We start from the raw sequence: 15,843 nt of genomic DNA, 5'->3' as shown, positions 1-15,843 counted from the left end.
TCTCAGTTGAGACCCGGTCAGATTTTTGACGTTGATCTGGACAGCTTGCAATGAACGCAATCGAAGTCACAGGCCTGACAAAACGCTTTGGCGACAAGTTGGTCGTCAACAATGTCTCGCTTAAAGTCAAATCAGGTGAAATAGTTGGCTTCCTTGGACCCAACGGCTCAGGCAAAACCACCAGCATCCGTATGATGTGCGGTCTGCTGCGGCCAGACGAAGGCCACGGTCAGGTGCTGGGCTACGATCTGATCAAAGATCGCCTGCTGATCAAAAGCCAGGTCGGCTACATGACGCAGAAGTTCTCATTCTACGAAGACCTGACCATCGAAGAGAACCTGAGTTTTGTGGCGCGGCTCTATAATCTGAAGCCCGTCAAGAAACACACAACCGAAACACTGGAAAAGCTCGGCTTGCTTTCCCGCCGCAATCAGCTGGCCGGAGAACTGTCAGGGGGCTGGAAGCAACGCCTCGCTCTGGCAGCTTGCACCATGCACAAGCCCAAACTGCTTCTGCTGGACGAACCAACCGCAGGCGTTGACCCCAAAGCCCGCCGTGACTTCTGGGAGGAAATCCACCGCCTCGCTGCTGATGGCATGACGGTACTGGTCTCCACCCACTACATGGATGAAGCAGAACGCTGCCATCGCATCACGTACATCTCTTATGGCGAACTTCTGGCCGATGGCTCCCTGCACGATGTCATCGCAGACGCCGGACTGTACACATACTCACTCACTGGCCCCAACCTTGAACGGTTCATTCCTGAGCTTCAAAACAACAAAGGCGTGCAGCAGGTTGCACCATTCGGCAACTCTCTGCACGTCACAGGAACAGACCTTCAGGCCCTGAAACGCGCGCTCAAACCGCTTGAGCAGCACGAAGACATACAGATCGAACAATCAGAAACCAATCTGGAAGATGTCTTCATCAAGTTCATGAGCGACAGCACGGACAATATGCAATGAGCAGCATCTTCTCCCTACAGCGGCTCTTCGCCATGCTCATCAAAGAGTTCATCCAGATGCGCCGCGACGCGTCACCTTCGCCATGATGCTCGGCATTCCGCTGGTCCAGCTCGTGCTGTTCGCTACGCCATCAACAACGATCCACGCGGCCTGCCAACAGCGCTGGTCTCTCTGGCAAATGATCCCTACTCCCGCGCAGCTGTCACCGCACTGGAGAACTCCCAGTACTTCAAGTTCACGGAGAGAAACCTCTCTCCGTCTGAAGCTCGCACTCTTCTTAGAAAAGGCGAAGTCACCTTTGTGGTGACGATCCCGAGCGACTTTGCCAAACAGGCAGAAGCAGGAACACCCAACGCCCTGATTGAAGCAGATGCGACTGACCCGGCAGCCTCCGGCGCGGCTGTAGCATCCGCCCCCTCCATCATTGAACGCGCCGTTGCTTCGGTGAAGCAAAAGAACCCGAGCCTGAAGCAGGACCTTTTGAAGTCCAGCACGATCATTCATCGCAAATACAATCCGGAAGGCATCACCCAGTACAACATCGTGCCCGGCCTGCTTGGCGTCATCCTGCAGCTGACACTGGTGATGATGACAAGCATTGCTCTCACCCGCGAGACGGAACGCGGCACCATGGAGAACCTGCTGGCCATGCCTGCCTCTCCCTTTGAGATCATGTGCGGCAAAGTCCTGCCCTATCTGGCCGTGGGCGCAGTTCAGGTCGCTGTGGTGCTGGTTGCTGGCCGCATCCTGTTCAGCATCCCGTTTGAAGGCGGCCTGATGCTGCTCATTGGCGCTATTCTGGTCTTCGTGCTCTCGCTGGTGCTGCTGGGGTACTTCATCTCAACCATCGCCCGCACTCAGATGCAGGCCATGCAGATGACGTTCTTCTTCTTCCTGCCATCCCTGCTGCTCTCCGGCTTCATGTTCCCTTATGCAGGCATGCCGGGCTGGGCGCAGACATTGGGCGAGATCTTCCCGCTCACCCATTTCCTAAGAGTGGTCCGCGCGATCCTGCTCAAAGGTGCGGAATGGAATGAGATTTCCGTCAGCGTCTACACGCTCTTCCTCTTCGTAGCCGTGCTCCTGATGCTGGCCCTCAAGAGATTCAAACGCACGCTGGACTAAGGCAAGAAACAAAAGAGGCGCTGAACTACAGCGCCTCTTTTCGTTCATCAGCTCGCTTCCAAAGCCTCAGCTCTTTGAGAGGTCTCTCCCTCTCCTGAACCATTTGAGACAAGGTTTGCCATCAGGCGGAAGGCACCTGGCACCAGCTTCTCCATCTGGTGATGCAGAATGAGCGAGGTGTGAATGTGTTGGCCTTGCCCAAACGCACCAGAAAGCAGAATGCCCTGGTGAGGCGCTTCATCCGGGTCTGCCATCTCCAGCAGCGGCTCATAGGCCTCATCCCAGCTCTTGGCAAAGTAAAGCCCGCGCTCTTTGTGCCAGTTCGCCCAATCTGTCTCACCAATGGCGTTCGGCTGGTTGAGCAAATCATGCTGCGGGTTCAGGTAGCACACTTCTGCATTTTCATCAGTCACCCGCCAGCGCAGGCTCGGTGAGCCAATCTCAAGCCGTTTCAGCGGAAGTTTGTCCGCATCCCAGCGATCCCATGGGCGATGATAAAGCGTGATCAGACGGCCACCACCCTTCACCCACTCATGGATCTCTTCAATCCCGTCATGCAGATCCTGCCTGTTGCGGAACGCGAAGATACCAATCACCAAAGTATCCAGCTCTTGCAAGCGCTGCGCACTCAGCTCGCCAACGGACAGCTCCATCACATCGGCACCAATGTCGCTGAGCCATTTGCCAACCCGGTCGTTGCCGCTGCCAACATAACCAACACGCTGCGCCGCAAGACGGGCCTCAACCACGCAAACACGGATCGTCGCTGGTGTGACCCGCACCCGCTGGCTCACATGCGGATAGGAAACCACATGCACAGTATGAGCAGGCTCTCCATCTTGCAGGATAGGCAACTCATAAAGCCCGTCGGCCACATTGTCCGGCAATGCCAGCTGGAACACACCATCGTCTGAGCGCACTTGCCAGCCATCCGGCACATCAAGTGACAAGCCGGACGCATTGCCATTCACAGCAACACTAAGAAAGCGATCCGCCAACGCGCTGTTGAGCACGAAGTTGGCTTCATCAAGTTCCACCACATGACTTGGCAAAACAACTGGCTCCACCTCAAACGCAAGCCGCGTTTCAACCTCCACCCCATGGGATGTAAACTGAAGCTTTGCACATGGTGCCTGAAGAACATCTGGCCGATAGATCGCAGGATACGGATCGCTGGTTGCAGCATCTGCACTTACCTGCACACGGCCCTCTTGCACGCTCCACCCATCAGGCAGATCCAGCTCATAGCGCACAGCATCACGGTTGCATTCAAACGTAACCTCAGCCGCATCACCACGCTTCAGCTGATCCTGAGAGAGACGAAGAGAAGCAACAATGCCTTCGGACAGCTCCAGCACTTTCGCCAATTGCAGCTCTTTGCGCTGCAAGCGGTGCAGAACTTCATCACGCGCTGCCTCAGGACATTCCTCCTGAGCCTTGCGAACCAGCTTCAGAGCCTGTGCCGCCGCCGCTCCAATCATGGCGCGGTTTGGGAATGCCTCAATCGCATCCAGACAGTGATCGTGTGCCTTGTCCAGCAGAGCAGCCAAGGCAGGCGCCCCAGCAAAGGAGGCAAGCTCCGAAAGATCACGCGGCAGGTTATCAGAAAGAGACTGCTCCTCAGTACCAACGGTGCTTTCTGCCAGATGCAACGGCCAGACGTTGTTGGTGCTGTAATTCCGCCAGCGTCCCATGCCTTGGGTTTTGTGGAACGCACGCGATTGCTCGCCAATCTGTGCCCAGCTCCAGCCGGTGACTTCTTCCTCACCATTGCCATCAAACTCAAGCGTTGCAGGCGGTGGCGGCACTTCATCATCATACGCCCCACCGGCGCCAGACCAGGCTGGCAGATAGAGCTTCTTCACCGTCCAGCATGGCAGATCAACCTCAGGGAAGTCAGGATCAGCCGCCGCCTTCATCACCTCAAACGCAGCCTGTGTCATGGCGCAGTGGTGCCCATGCTGGCCGGGAATGTTCAGAAAGGTCGGGCTGATGATGTCAGGACGTTCCTGCCGGATGATCTCAACAAACCGCTTCAGCGTGCGCTGATGTCCCCATTTGCCAAGCGTCTCCACCCCACTCTTGGAAAACCCGAAATCGAAGATATCGTCCTCAGCATTTTCAGAGAGCCAGTACATGCGCATGTTAAGCACATCACAGGCTTTTTCCATCTCAGCCGTGCGCAGAACACCCAAGTTCTCAGTGGCCTCAGTGCCAATATCATTCTGCCCGCCCTCACCGCGGTTGGCGCAGGCATAGGACAACGCAATCCCGTCACGAAGACCGATCGCTGCCAGCATTTCAGAAATCTCATCATCCGGATGAGCACCCGTATTCATGAAGGAGACCGTTGACTTGAGCGGTTGCAACGCACGCCAAAGCTCCACCATCCGCACATGTTGCTTATGCGCGGCAATACGTTCTTGATCTGAAAGTGGCATCTCGTCCCCTCAGGCTACCTTCGAAATACTTGGAATATACGTGTCGTGAATAATCAGGGCCGCTGCGCCAAGAGCAGCCGTCATCCAACCGGAAGCACCACGCACCACGCGCGGCAAAGTCCGGTCAGCGCGAACGGAAACCGTCGCATCAATCAAATCCAGCTTTTCAATCAGCCGTTCCAACAGTTCCGGCGGCATGGCCCCGCCCAGAATAACGGCTTCCGGATCAAACAGATTTTCCAGCGTGCCAATGGCCTGTGCCAGCGGATCAGCCGCCTCACTGATCCACTCTTCCAGATCAGGATCATTGGCAGCCAGCAGATCAGAAAGATCCTTCTGGTTCTCCGCAGACTTGCCACGCTTTTGCAAAAACTCGCTGGCCGCCATTCGGCTGGTGTAGGTTTCAAGGCACCCGCGATTGCCACAGGAGCAAAGCCGTCCGCCCCGCTCCACAACCACGTGCCCCAGCTCACCCGCGTTGCCAAACGCACCGCGCAGGATCTCTCCGTTGGAAATCACACCAAGGCCAAGGCCAGTCCCGAAATAAACAAAACAGAAGGATTGCAGCTCCGTCGCCGAGCCTGTGGTCTGCTCCGCAATCGCTGCCGCCGTCGCATCATTTTCCACCCGCACCGGCACCTGCAGCACGTCTTCAAACAGCGCCTGCGGGTCTTTATCGTCCCAACCAACCAGCTCCGCTTTACCCGCACCGGTTAATCCTACGCGTCCAAACGGACCCGGCATAACGATTCCCGCACCCAGAACAGGTGGCGCGTTCTTGCCAATGGATGAAAGCGCCTCATCACAGGCCGCCTTCACCGCAGGCAGAACAACAGCCGGTTCACTGCTCTTGATGTGTATGCGTTTGGTATAAAGCGTATCGCCGAGAAAGTTCACCAGCGCGCATAAAATCGCATTGGGCCTAACCTCCACTCCCAGCGCCACAGCGCCTGCCGGGTTCAGCGTGTATTGCACCGCAGGCAGTCCGCGTCCTTTTGTCTGGCGTTCACCAGCAAGAATCAGCGCCTCACCTTCCAACTCCGCTATGATGTTACTCATCGCTTGTGTGGACAAACCAGTCAGGCGGGCAAGCTCTGCACGCCCCAGTTTACCATGGGAACGTAAGTGTCCGAGAACGACTTTCCTATTGTGAAGTCGAGTTCTTTCAGCGTTTGAGCCAATGATTTTAAGTGGTGCTTTTCGATGCATATCTATCCATTAATTCAAAACACTTGAATATTCAACTTAATTGAATTAAATCTGTTCAGCATTGTGAAATATTAAGAGAAGAACATTTCTTTTCGCAATTTATCAAAAGAAGCTGGGGCGAGGAATAGAGGGCAGCTCCGACTTTAGGACTTAGGAGAGGGTCAATGAAGCAATTGAAAAAGTGGATGCTGGGGGCAACCACCGCAGCTTGCGCAATGTATGCGGCAGGCAGCGCACAGGCAGTAGAAATTGAGTACTGGCAGTATTTCTTTGAGCCACGCGTCAAAGCAATGGAAACCCTGATCGAGAACTTCGAGAAGGCAAATCCGGACATCACCGTCAAGATGACCCACTTCCCGTATGCGGATTACCGCACGAAAGTGGCAGCAGCGATCCCTGCAGGTCAGGGCCCGGATGTGGTGCAGCTGTTCTATGGCTGGCTGAACGACTACGTCAACGCGCAGCTCATCCAGCCGCTACCAAACGACGTATTCCCACCAGCTGAAATCGAAGCTGAGTTCTTCCCAATGGTTCAGGCCATGAAGCGCGGCGATCAGTACATGGCTCTGCCAACTGCAGTGCGCTCGCTGGCTCTGTTCTACAACAAACGTCTCTTCGACAAAGCAGGCATCGATGGCCCGCCAAAAACACTGGACGAGCTGGTTGAAACCGCCAAGAAGCTCACCCAGACAGACGGCGCAGGTAACCTGTCAACTGTGGGCATCACCACCGGCATGAACGCACAAGATCACCACTGGTTCCGCGAAGTGCTCGTACGCCAGTTCGGCGGCGATCCGTACATGGATAACTACAAGAAGGTGAACTACAACACAGAGGCCGGTAAAGCCGCTCTGAAGTACTACTCCGATCTTGAGTTCACCCACAAAGTAACCGCAGCTGGCTTCATGGATGAACCGCAGGCAGCCTTTAAGGCGGGCCGCGCAGGCATGCACATCGATGGCTCCTTCCGCATCGGCGCACTCAACAAGGTACGCGGCCTCAAGTGGGGCGTGGCAGAACTGCCAGCAGCTGCTGACGGAACCCAGTCCAACTACTCCTCCTACTGGGTCAACGGCATCACCTCCAAGGCAACTGGCGAGAAGTACGACGCAGCCGTCAAGTTCATGAAATACGTGACCTCCGATGAGGCCATGCAGGTCTGGCTCGACACCGTTGGCGAACTTCCAGCAAAGCCATCTGCTGCGATGACCGATGCAAACGCAAACCACGAAGTCTACGGCCCGTTCATCAAAGGCCTCGGCTATGCAAAGACAACCATCTTTGCCAACGAAAGTGGTCAGCGTCAGGCTCTGATGGACATGGTTGGCCGTATGCGTCTTGAAAGTCAGTCTGCAGAAGATTCCCTTGCTCAGGCAGCAGGCGAAGAGCAGAAGATCCTCGACGACTACTATAACTAAGTGTCAAAAACCGCTGCTTCTGCGAAGGTTGGAACCCGCTCTTTGGAAGAAGCACGACGCAAAATAGAAGCATGTGAGGGCGATCCCTTTGCCCTCACATCTCAAGGTCAGCATATAGGGCAAAGGCTCTTTCAGCAGAGCCACAAAACACCTTAAAACAAATAGTTAGAGCAGTCTCATGAATCATATTATGAGCAAACTGCTGCAATTCCGGCTATAATCAGGGGGCGGTTTTGGGGATTTATAAAAGGCTCTCGATCTCGCAAAAGCAGATCGTCTGGGCATGGGGCTACTCGCCATCCCGATCGTTTTTTATGTGGTTGTGCGCTTCTATCCAACAGCGAACGCCATTCTGCTCTCTTTTCAGGAATGGAACCTGCTTGGCTCCCGCAGCTGGGCCGGGTTCGACAACTACGTAAAGCTATTCAGCGATCCAACCTTCTGGAAAGTGTTCGCCAACACCTTCCTCTATTTGATACTGGGAACACCAACTTCCCTGCTTCTGGCATTCGTGATCGCGTTCCATCTGGATAAGCTGCGCTTCATGCACGGCACCATCCGCGCACTGTATTTCCTGCCATTCATGACCAGCGCTGTGGCCATGGCATGGGTCTGGCGCTGGTTCTACCAGCCGGTTCCAATCGGCGTCTTCAACAACGCTCTGGCAACCTTCGGCATTCCGCAGATCCCGTTCCTGAACTCCACAACCTACGCCCTGCCATCCATTCTGGCACCGGCCATCTGGCAGGTCTCGGCTTCCAGGTCATCATCTTCATGGCAGGCCTGCGTGCCATTCCGCAAACCTATTATGAGGCAGCTCGCATTGATGGCATCTCCGCATGGGAAACCCTGACTGAGATCACCATCCCACTGCTCAAGCCAACCATCGTCTTTTTGGTTGTCTTCTCCTCAATCGGCTTCCTGCGCATCTTCGATCAGTCTTCAACATGACCACGAACGATCCGGGCGGCCCACTGAACTCCACCAAGCCGTTGGTTCTGATGATTTACGACACGGCCTTCAACTCTTTTGACATGGGGTATGCGGCAGCACAAACAGTTGTCCTGTTCACCGTTCTGCTCGTCGTCAGCCTGCTGCAACTGCGCGTCATGAGGGACAAGTAATATGGCTTTTTCAGAAACACTGGACACAGGCAAGAGCGCTGCATCCCTGCGCAGCTCAGCCCGCAGAAAACGCAGTCAAGCACAGTTCATCCGCTGGCTCCTGCTGTTTGCAGGCGGCATCGCCATGATCATGCCAATCGTGTTCATGCTGTCCACGTCCTTCAAATACCCGTTTGAAGTCTACAACCTGAACCTCATCCCGGAAGAACCAACCATCGAGAACTACACCTATGTTCTGGAAGATGGCCGTTTCTTCGGCTGGTTCACCAACTCGCTGCTCATCGCCACCATTACAACCATCTGTAATGTGCTGTTCGACAGCCTCGTCGGCTACGTCCTGTGTAAGTACACCTTCCCGGGCCGTTACATCATCTTCATCGCCATCCTGTCGACTCTGATGATCCCGACCGAAATGCTGGTCATTCCGTGGTACTTGATGAGCTCCACATTCGGTTGGCTCGACACCTACTGGGGCATCATGTTCCCGGGCCTCATGACAGCCTTCGGCACCTTCCTCATGAAGCAGTTCTTTGAAACTGTGCCGGACGACTTCCTAGAAGCGGCGCGCATCGATGGCCTCAATGAACTGCAGATCTGGTGGACCGTGGCCATGCCGCTGGTGCGCCCTGCTCTGGCGGCTCTGGCAATCTTCGTGTTCCTCGGCAACTGGACAGCTTCATCTGGCCGCTCATCGTCACCAACAGTCAGGAAATGTACACCCTGCCCGTTGGCCTCACCACCTTCTCCGTAGAAGCGCAGGTGGAGTGGGAACTGATCATGACCGGCGCAGCAATCTCAACCATCCCGACCCTGATCGTATTCCTGGTGTTCCAGCGCTACATCATTCGCGGCGTAGTAATGGCAGGGCTTAAAGGATGATCGACAGTTCCAAGTTCCCGCATCCGGTCTACAAGGACACCGTGCTCGCACCGCTTTTTGAAGGGGTCAAAGCACACCACACCACCTCGATCACACAGATCAATCAGGCCCATCTGGTGATGCTGTGCGAGACTGGCATCGTGCCACTGGAAACCGGCAAGCAGATCGCCAAGGCGCTGGTTGAGATCGAGAGAGATCTGGCCGATGCCGATCCGGAATACACTGGCGAGTACGAAGACTACTTCTTCCTCGTAGAAGCTGAGCTGAAGAAACGTCTGGGCCCGGACATTGCTGGCATGCTGCACACAGCCCGCTCACGCAATGACATGGACCACACGGTCTTCAAGCTGGCACTGGCCAAACGCTGTGATGCCCTCACCCAGCAGGCGCTGCACCTGTGTGATGTGCTGATCAGAAAAGCCGAGATCGAGAAGGAAACGCTGATCGTTGCCTACACCCACGGGCAACCGGCACAGCCATCCACCTTCGGCCATTACCTGTCCGCAGCATTGGAAGTATTGCTGCGCGATCTGGAGCGCCTGAAGCTGGCAAGAGCTGGCATTGACCACTGCCCAATGGGCGCCGCTGCCATCACCACCTCCGGCTTCCCGATCAACCGCGAACGCATGGCAGAGCTGCTGGGCTTCAGTGAGCCCCTGCTCAACTCCTATGGCTGTATTGCCTCAGTTGACTACGTGACTGGCCTTTACTCGGCCATGAAGCTCATGTTCCTGCATCTGGGCCGCGTCATTCAAGACATGCAGTTCTGGAGCGCATTCGAAGTCGGCCAGCTCTACGTGCCAAACAGTCTGGTGCAGATCTCGTCCATCATGCCGCAAAAGCGCAATCCGGTGCCAATTGAGCACTTACGCCATCTGGCGTCTGTCACAGTTGGACGCTGCGATGCGATCGTCGGCACCATGCACAACACCCCGTTCACCGACATGAATGATAGTGAGGGTGAAGTGCAGCAGGCAGGCTACGCCGCCTTTGAAAGCGGCAGCCGCGTGCTGGACCTGTTTGCAGCGCTCATTGCGGCAAGCTCCATCAACGAGGAGCGCGTGGCGAAAAACACGGACGCCTCCTGCATCACCATCACAGAGCTGGCAGATACGCTGGTGCGTGAGGAAAGTCTCTCCTTCCGTCAGGCCCATGAGATTGCAGCGGAAACAGCCAAGGCTGTGATCGCAGAGCAAAAGCCACTGCGTGATGGGTTCGACCCGTTTGGCAAGGCCTTTGAGGCCCATGCACAAAGGGTCTCCCGCATGAGCGAAGACCAGTTCATGCATGCTGTCAGTGCAGAAAATTTCGTTGCCATTCGCACCCGCCCCGGCGGGCCAGCTCCAAGCGCATTGGACGCTGCTTTAGAAAGCTACAAGCAGTCCGCCAAGCGTTGAGAGCCAATAACAAATCATTTGTAGATCAAAGCGCGCAGGCCACCAAGGTGCGCAGCGCTGCTTTTGCAAAACTAGTGCAGGAGTGATCGATTGACCACCGTATCTCTAAACAATCTCGTTAAGTCCTACGGGAACACGCAGGTCCTGCATGGCATCAATCTGGACATCCAGTCCGGCGAGTTCGTTGTTCTGGTTGGCCCGTCCGGCTGCGGCAAGTCCACCACCCTGCGCATGATCGCAGGCTTGGAGGAAGTCTCCGCTGGCGACATCCGCATCGGCGGTGATGTGGTCAACGACATGGAGCCCAAAGAGCGCAACATCGCCATGGTGTTCCAGAACTATGCGATCTACCCGCACATGTCCGTGCGCAAAAACATCGGCTTCGGACTGCGCACCTCCAAGCTCTCCAAGGAAGAGAAGGATGCCCGCATTGATGAAGTCGCAGGCATTCTGGAACTGACAGAGCTGCTCGACAGAAAGCCAAACCAGCTTTCCGGTGGCCAGCGTCAGCGCGTTGCCATTGGCCGCGCCATGGTCCGTGACCCTGCCGCCTTCCTGTTCGACGAGCCGCTATCTAACCTTGACGCACAGTTGCGCACTCAGATGCGGCTGGAGATCAAGAAGCTCCACCAACGCGTTGGCAACACGATCATTTTCGTAACCCACGATCAGGTGGAAGCCATGACCATGGCAGACCGCATCGTGATCATGAAAGACGGTCATATCCAGCAGGTCGGTACGCCGTTTGAAGTCTTCTACGAACCAGCCAACATCTTCGTGGCTCAGTTCATCGGCGCTCCCTCCATGAACATGCTCAAGGGCATTGTGAAGGGCGAAGCCATCGCGCTGGAAAACGGCACAGCCATTCAGCTGCCAACCGCCAAGCTCAACGAAGACCAGAAGGTCGCCGTTGGCCTACGCCCGGATGCGCTGCTCGTTCAGGAAGGCGAAGGCCTGTTCTCCGGCGAAGTCTCCGTGATTGAGCCTCTTGGCACCGACACCCTCGCCTACGTGAAGGTGGGCGATGAGGAAGTCATTGCAAAAGCCTCCGGCAGAACACCACCAGCCGTAGGCGACACAGTCAACCTGCATGCAGCACCTGAAGCCATTCACTTGTTTGATGCAGACACCGGGGAGGCTATCCGGTGACCTCAAAAGAAACCGATGGGGCAATCGTCTGTGCGGGACGGGTTTATTGCGACCTCATCTTTACAGGGCTCACCGAACTGCCACGCTAGGCGAAGAAACCTACGCCAAGGATCTGGCAGTTGAACCCGGAGGCGGCGGTTTCATCACCGCTGCCAACCTTTCCGCGTTGGGCCACAAAACCACGCTGCTGGCGTCCATGCCCGGCGGCCCGTTCGGCTCTGCGATCCTTGAAAAAATGCAGCGCAGCGGTGTCGATCTGAGCCTGTCGCCGTACGATCAGCCAATGGCGCACAGGTCACAGCCGTGATCGGCTGTCTGGAAGACCGCGCCTTCCTGACCAAGCGCAATGGCACCGCCGTTCCAAGAGACATGCTGGAGGCCTTCAGCGCCTCAAAAGCCAGACACCTGCATATCGGCGAGCTGGCAACACTGCAGGAGCTGCCAGAGCTTCTGGAGATCGCCAAAGCAGCTGGCATGACCGTCTCTCTGGACTGCTCCTGGGATCAGAACTGCCTGCTCAATGGAGACGTTCAGGACCTCATCGCACAGGTGGACCTGTTCCTACCCAACGAAATGGAAGCTGAGCATCTGGGTTACTTGAAAGATCCGGCCAACTGCCCGACCCTCACAGTGGTCAAGAAAGGCAAGGCAGGCGCAACTGCCATAACGCCCGATGGCGAGATCACCGTTGCCGCCGACCCGGTACCCGTGGTCGACACCACTGGCGCAGGCGATGCCTTCAATGCTGGGTTCTTAAGCTCGTGGCTACGTGGTGCAGATATTGAGACCTGCCTGCACGACGGGAATAAGTGCGGCGCAGCAGCTGTCATGCGCGTCGGCGGCGCACCTTAATCAAACAAGAAGGGTCACGATCACCGTGGCCCTTATCCCCCTTCTATCCCCGCATCTCCCAATCCTCAGCATCGCTTGCAGCCGCAGCACATGTGCGCGCATCACTGCATAACCGATGAACGCACCCTTTTGCCTCTTCAACGCAATTTTTACAAAACAACGCACATTGCAACGCAAAAATTAAAACGTATTTTCTGATTTCTTAGGGAATCGTCAACAAGACCAAAAATCCCATATTTTCAGCCATTCTTGACAGATCAAAATTTTGATTCCTAAAATACAAACGTTTCAATTATTGCTTTTTCGGTTCCGGAAGAGCGCATACTGTCGGATTTCATAAAGTGGCTCGCGCAACAATCAAAACCATCGCTCAAAAAGCTGACCTTTCCGTCGGCACCGTTTCCAGAGCTTTGAAGGATTGCTCTTCGGTCAAGGACAAGACCAAGGAACGCGTGCGCCAAATCGCCGAGGAAATCGGCTACGTCCGCAACCTCGACGGCCTGCGTTTGCGTACAGGCCGCACCTACTCCGTCGCCGTTGTCATGACCACACCAACCACCGGCAGCCATGAGTGGGAGGGTGTTGAATATACCAATATTCTCAATGGCATAATGGGCGCCCTGCGCGGCACCATGTACCGCGCTGCGATCTATCCGGTCGATGATTTTGACAGCAGCTTTCAGGAAATTCGCAATATCGTGGAGCAGCGTCTGGCCGATGGCATCATCATCTCAGGCACCCGCCCCGATGACGCCCGCATCAGCTATATGCTGGAAAAAGACTTTCCATTCGTCACCTACGGCATGAGCGAGCACTTCACGCCCTACTCTTATGTGGACGCAAACTCCCAGCAAATGTCCTATGAGGCCACCGCCCGCCTCCTCCGCCTCGGTCACACCAACATCGTCACTATCAACCCACCAGACGAACTTATGTACTCAAAACAGCGCCAACGCGGTTACCTGCGAGCGCTGGAGGATGCGGGGATAAAAACACCAACAGATTTCATCGCCACCGGACCGCTTACACCGGAATTCGGCAAGGCAACTGTTAAAGCATTGTATAATCACAACAATAAGCCAACAGCCTATATTTGCGCCAACGAAGCGAGCGCACTCGGCGTGCTGTCCGCCTTTCACGAACTGGGCATAGAGTTCGGCAAGGATGCGATCGTCAACGCCACCGACGACATCAACGTCAGTGCATATTTCACCCCACCGATCACGACATATTACCTGCCCATTGAAGAAACCAGCAAGGCTCTCGGCGAGTTCATCATTCGCCGCATAGAGGGAGAGCCGGCACAAGACCTCCAAAGAATGGTCATGCCACAACTGATCGAACGGCAGGACGACCGCCTGAAACCTTAGGCTTCAGGCATACGCGGCCCAGCGCTCTGGCTGAGCCCAAATACATTATGAGGAGAGCATAATATGTTACGTGAATTTATTGCCGCGACAGTATTTGGAACCATGATGATCGCAGGCGCACAAGCCGCAGATCTGGGAGGACAAGTCCTCAAAATCGGCTCCGACACCACCTACCCACCAATGGAAACCGTTGATGAGAAAACCGGCGAAATCGTTGGGTTTGACGTAGATATCATGGACGCCATCTGCGCGAAAATTAATTGTAAGGCAGAGTTTGTAACCACTGCATGGGATGGCATTTTTGCGGCGCTGGTTCAGGGCGAATTCGACGTGGTCATGTCCGGTGTTTCCATCACGGACGAGCGCAAGAAAACCATGGACTTCTCTGATCCATACCTCGTTGTCAGTCAGGCAATCCTGCTGCGCGTCGAAGATGAAGGCACCTCACTGGACGCCTTCCAGAACGGCAGCAAAACACTTGCAGCCCAAACCGGCACCACCAACGCCCAACTGGCTGAAAAACTCGTCACACGCGACAACACCCGCCTCTACGACACCTTTGCAGCCGCCATCCTGGCCCTGCAAAACGCTGACGTAGACGGCGTCATCATCGACGGAACCTCCGCCCACGCCTACGAGCAGGAGTTTGCCGGCGAACTGACAGCTGCAATCAAAGGCCTGGAATCCGACCCACTCGGCATCGTGTTCCAGAAAGGCTCTCCAATGGTTGACGCCTTCAACGAAGGCCTCGAGCAGATCAAAGCAGACGGCACATGGGATGCCCTCGTCGCCAAGTATTGGGGCGTTGAGAACTAATCTCTTTTAGGCACTTCGCCTAAACCTCCGGGGCGGGCCTGTTCCCTGAGAGCAGCCCGCTCTCCCAATGTATCGAAGCGATCCACGAAACACATCAACCCATTGATGTGAGTGGAGGATTCCCGTGAATGTCTTAAGAACACTGCGGCCCAGCAATGTCATCCTCATTGCTGCAATGCCCTTCATCATCTACCTGTTTGTCTCAACCAACAATTACAAGCGCTCAATCTACGCCATTGTCGGCATCGGAGAGAACGCCAGCACGCTGTTCGCAAGCTTTCTCTGCGCGCTCGCAATCTTCTGCGCAGGCTTCTGGCTGGCCTACTCTCTGCTGAAAAATCCAGAGAAAAGCAAAGCCAGCCAACTCGGCCAGAATGCAGCTCTGATTATCTACTTTACGCTTCTGGCCCTGATCGCCACCAATGCCGTAGACCTGTCCATCTTCGTAGACTCCATCGTCGCCAACAGCGTTGATCCGTACACATCCGATCTCATTCAAAAGGCCGTCAGACCACGCCAGCTCACGCCTGAAGCCCAGGTACTGGTGCTCAGCATTTTCTCCAAAGCAACCTTCGCCTACCTGATTGCCTCACTTGGCCTGCTACTGATTCATTTTCTCAGCAAGTCAAAGCAAGCCCTTGTTTCTTTAAGTAGATACGGACTGACCCTACTACTCTTAACCAATGCACTTGGAGCGTTCTACATCCTGTTCGTAGCCCATGCCGGATTTGCAGCGGGCCTGATGGTGACACTACGAGCAGCATTCTTCGCCTACTTCGCTTCCATGATCCTCGGCCTGATCTGGGCTGGCCTGCAAAGCCTTGAGAAGAAGAAACACACCAACCTCTTCTATTCCATCGCAGCACTTATCTTCTTCGGCCTGTGCGCCTTCTTCGTCATGCAGCCCCAGCAGTCCTACAGCCTGATCGGCTCTCTGGAAGGCCGCGTCGCCATCATCAAGGGCACACCACAACCAGTCACCGACCAGATCCGTTTCGGAGAGTATGACGGCGCTAACCACACCAGCATCGACATCCGAAGCGTGAAGGATCCGAGCCACGCATTGATCACCGTTGAAAAGAACAAACGTGTATC

Annotated in this window: 10 protein-coding genes and 3 pseudogenes; 11 read left to right on the top strand and 2 right to left on the bottom strand. The window is 55.4% G+C overall.

Annotated elements, in window-relative coordinates; translation table 11 throughout:
• Positions 1 to 50: 50 nt before the first annotated feature.
• Positions 51 to 968 (top strand): ABC transporter ATP-binding protein, encoded by a 918-nt coding sequence (locus JCM12308_RS07720; RefSeq protein WP_054783359.1) that lies wholly within the window; start codon positions 51 to 53, stop codon positions 966 to 968.
• Positions 965 to 2,093 (top strand): annotated as a pseudogene (locus JCM12308_RS07715) (ABC transporter permease). The gene JCM12308_RS07720 and the pseudogene JCM12308_RS07715 overlap by 4 nt, the downstream one beginning before the upstream one ends.
• A gap of 47 nt (positions 2,094 to 2,140) precedes the next feature.
• On the opposite strand, the gene JCM12308_RS07710 reads toward JCM12308_RS07715, so the two are convergent.
• Both JCM12308_RS07710 and JCM12308_RS07705 read right to left on the bottom strand, forming a co-directional pair.
• Complete coding sequence (locus JCM12308_RS07710; RefSeq protein WP_054783358.1) at positions 2,141 to 4,534, bottom strand: PIG-L family deacetylase; 2,394 nt, start codon at positions 4,532 to 4,534, stop codon at positions 2,141 to 2,143.
• 9 nt (positions 4,535 to 4,543) lie between these two features.
• The gene (locus JCM12308_RS07705; RefSeq protein ID WP_054783357.1) at positions 4,544 to 5,593 is read right to left on the bottom strand and encodes an ROK family protein; all 1,050 of its coding nucleotides are present in this window, start codon (positions 5,591 to 5,593) and stop codon (positions 4,544 to 4,546) included.
• A 314-nt stretch (positions 5,594 to 5,907) separates the two neighbouring features.
• Between JCM12308_RS07705 and JCM12308_RS07700 the strand changes: the two genes are divergently transcribed.
• The 9 genes and pseudogenes from JCM12308_RS07700 to JCM12308_RS07665 all read left to right on the top strand — a co-directional run bounded on the left by JCM12308_RS07700 (position 5,908) and on the right by JCM12308_RS07665 (position 14,748).
• Entirely contained in the window at positions 5,908 to 7,161 is a 1,254-nt protein-coding gene (locus JCM12308_RS07700; protein WP_014286110.1) for a sugar ABC transporter substrate-binding protein, read from the top strand.
• Between the two features lie 233 nt (positions 7,162 to 7,394).
• Positions 7,395 to 8,285, top strand: a pseudogene (locus tag JCM12308_RS07695) (carbohydrate ABC transporter permease).
• 1 nt (position 8,286) lies between these two features.
• Positions 8,287 to 9,164, top strand: a pseudogene (locus JCM12308_RS07690) (carbohydrate ABC transporter permease).
• Positions 9,161 to 10,561, top strand: a complete 1,401-nt coding sequence (gene argH, locus JCM12308_RS07685; protein ID WP_128647348.1) for an argininosuccinate lyase — start codon at positions 9,161 to 9,163, stop codon at positions 10,559 to 10,561. Before JCM12308_RS07690 ends, argH begins: the two are co-directional and overlap by 4 nt.
• A 90-nt stretch (positions 10,562 to 10,651) precedes the next feature.
• The gene (locus JCM12308_RS07680; protein WP_054783356.1) at positions 10,652 to 11,710 is read left to right on the top strand and encodes an ABC transporter ATP-binding protein; all 1,059 of its coding nucleotides are present in this window, start codon (positions 10,652 to 10,654) and stop codon (positions 11,708 to 11,710) included.
• Positions 11,711 to 11,756: 46 nt separating this feature from the next.
• Positions 11,757 to 12,017, top strand: coding sequence for a carbohydrate kinase family protein (locus JCM12308_RS29350; RefSeq protein ID WP_208978367.1), 261 nt, complete (start codon positions 11,757 to 11,759; stop codon positions 12,015 to 12,017).
• A complete protein-coding gene (locus JCM12308_RS29345; protein WP_208978366.1) occupies positions 12,014 to 12,562 on the top strand; it encodes a carbohydrate kinase family protein in 549 nt (182 codons plus the stop codon). The genes JCM12308_RS29350 and JCM12308_RS29345 overlap by 4 nt, the downstream gene beginning before the upstream one ends.
• Positions 12,563 to 12,903: 341 nt before the next feature.
• Entirely contained in the window at positions 12,904 to 13,932 is a 1,029-nt protein-coding gene (locus JCM12308_RS07670; RefSeq protein WP_054783355.1) for a LacI family transcriptional regulator, read from the top strand.
• 63 nt (positions 13,933 to 13,995) lie between these two features.
• A complete protein-coding gene (locus JCM12308_RS07665; RefSeq protein WP_083416952.1) occupies positions 13,996 to 14,748 on the top strand; it encodes a basic amino acid ABC transporter substrate-binding protein in 753 nt (250 codons plus the stop codon).
• Positions 14,749 to 15,843: the final 1,095 nt, after the last annotated feature.

Source organism: Pseudovibrio denitrificans JCM 12308, assembly GCF_001310815.1.
Classification (GTDB): Bacteria; Pseudomonadota; Alphaproteobacteria; order Rhizobiales; family Stappiaceae; genus Pseudovibrio; species Pseudovibrio denitrificans.
This window is presented reverse-complemented; position numbering and strand designations above follow the sequence as displayed.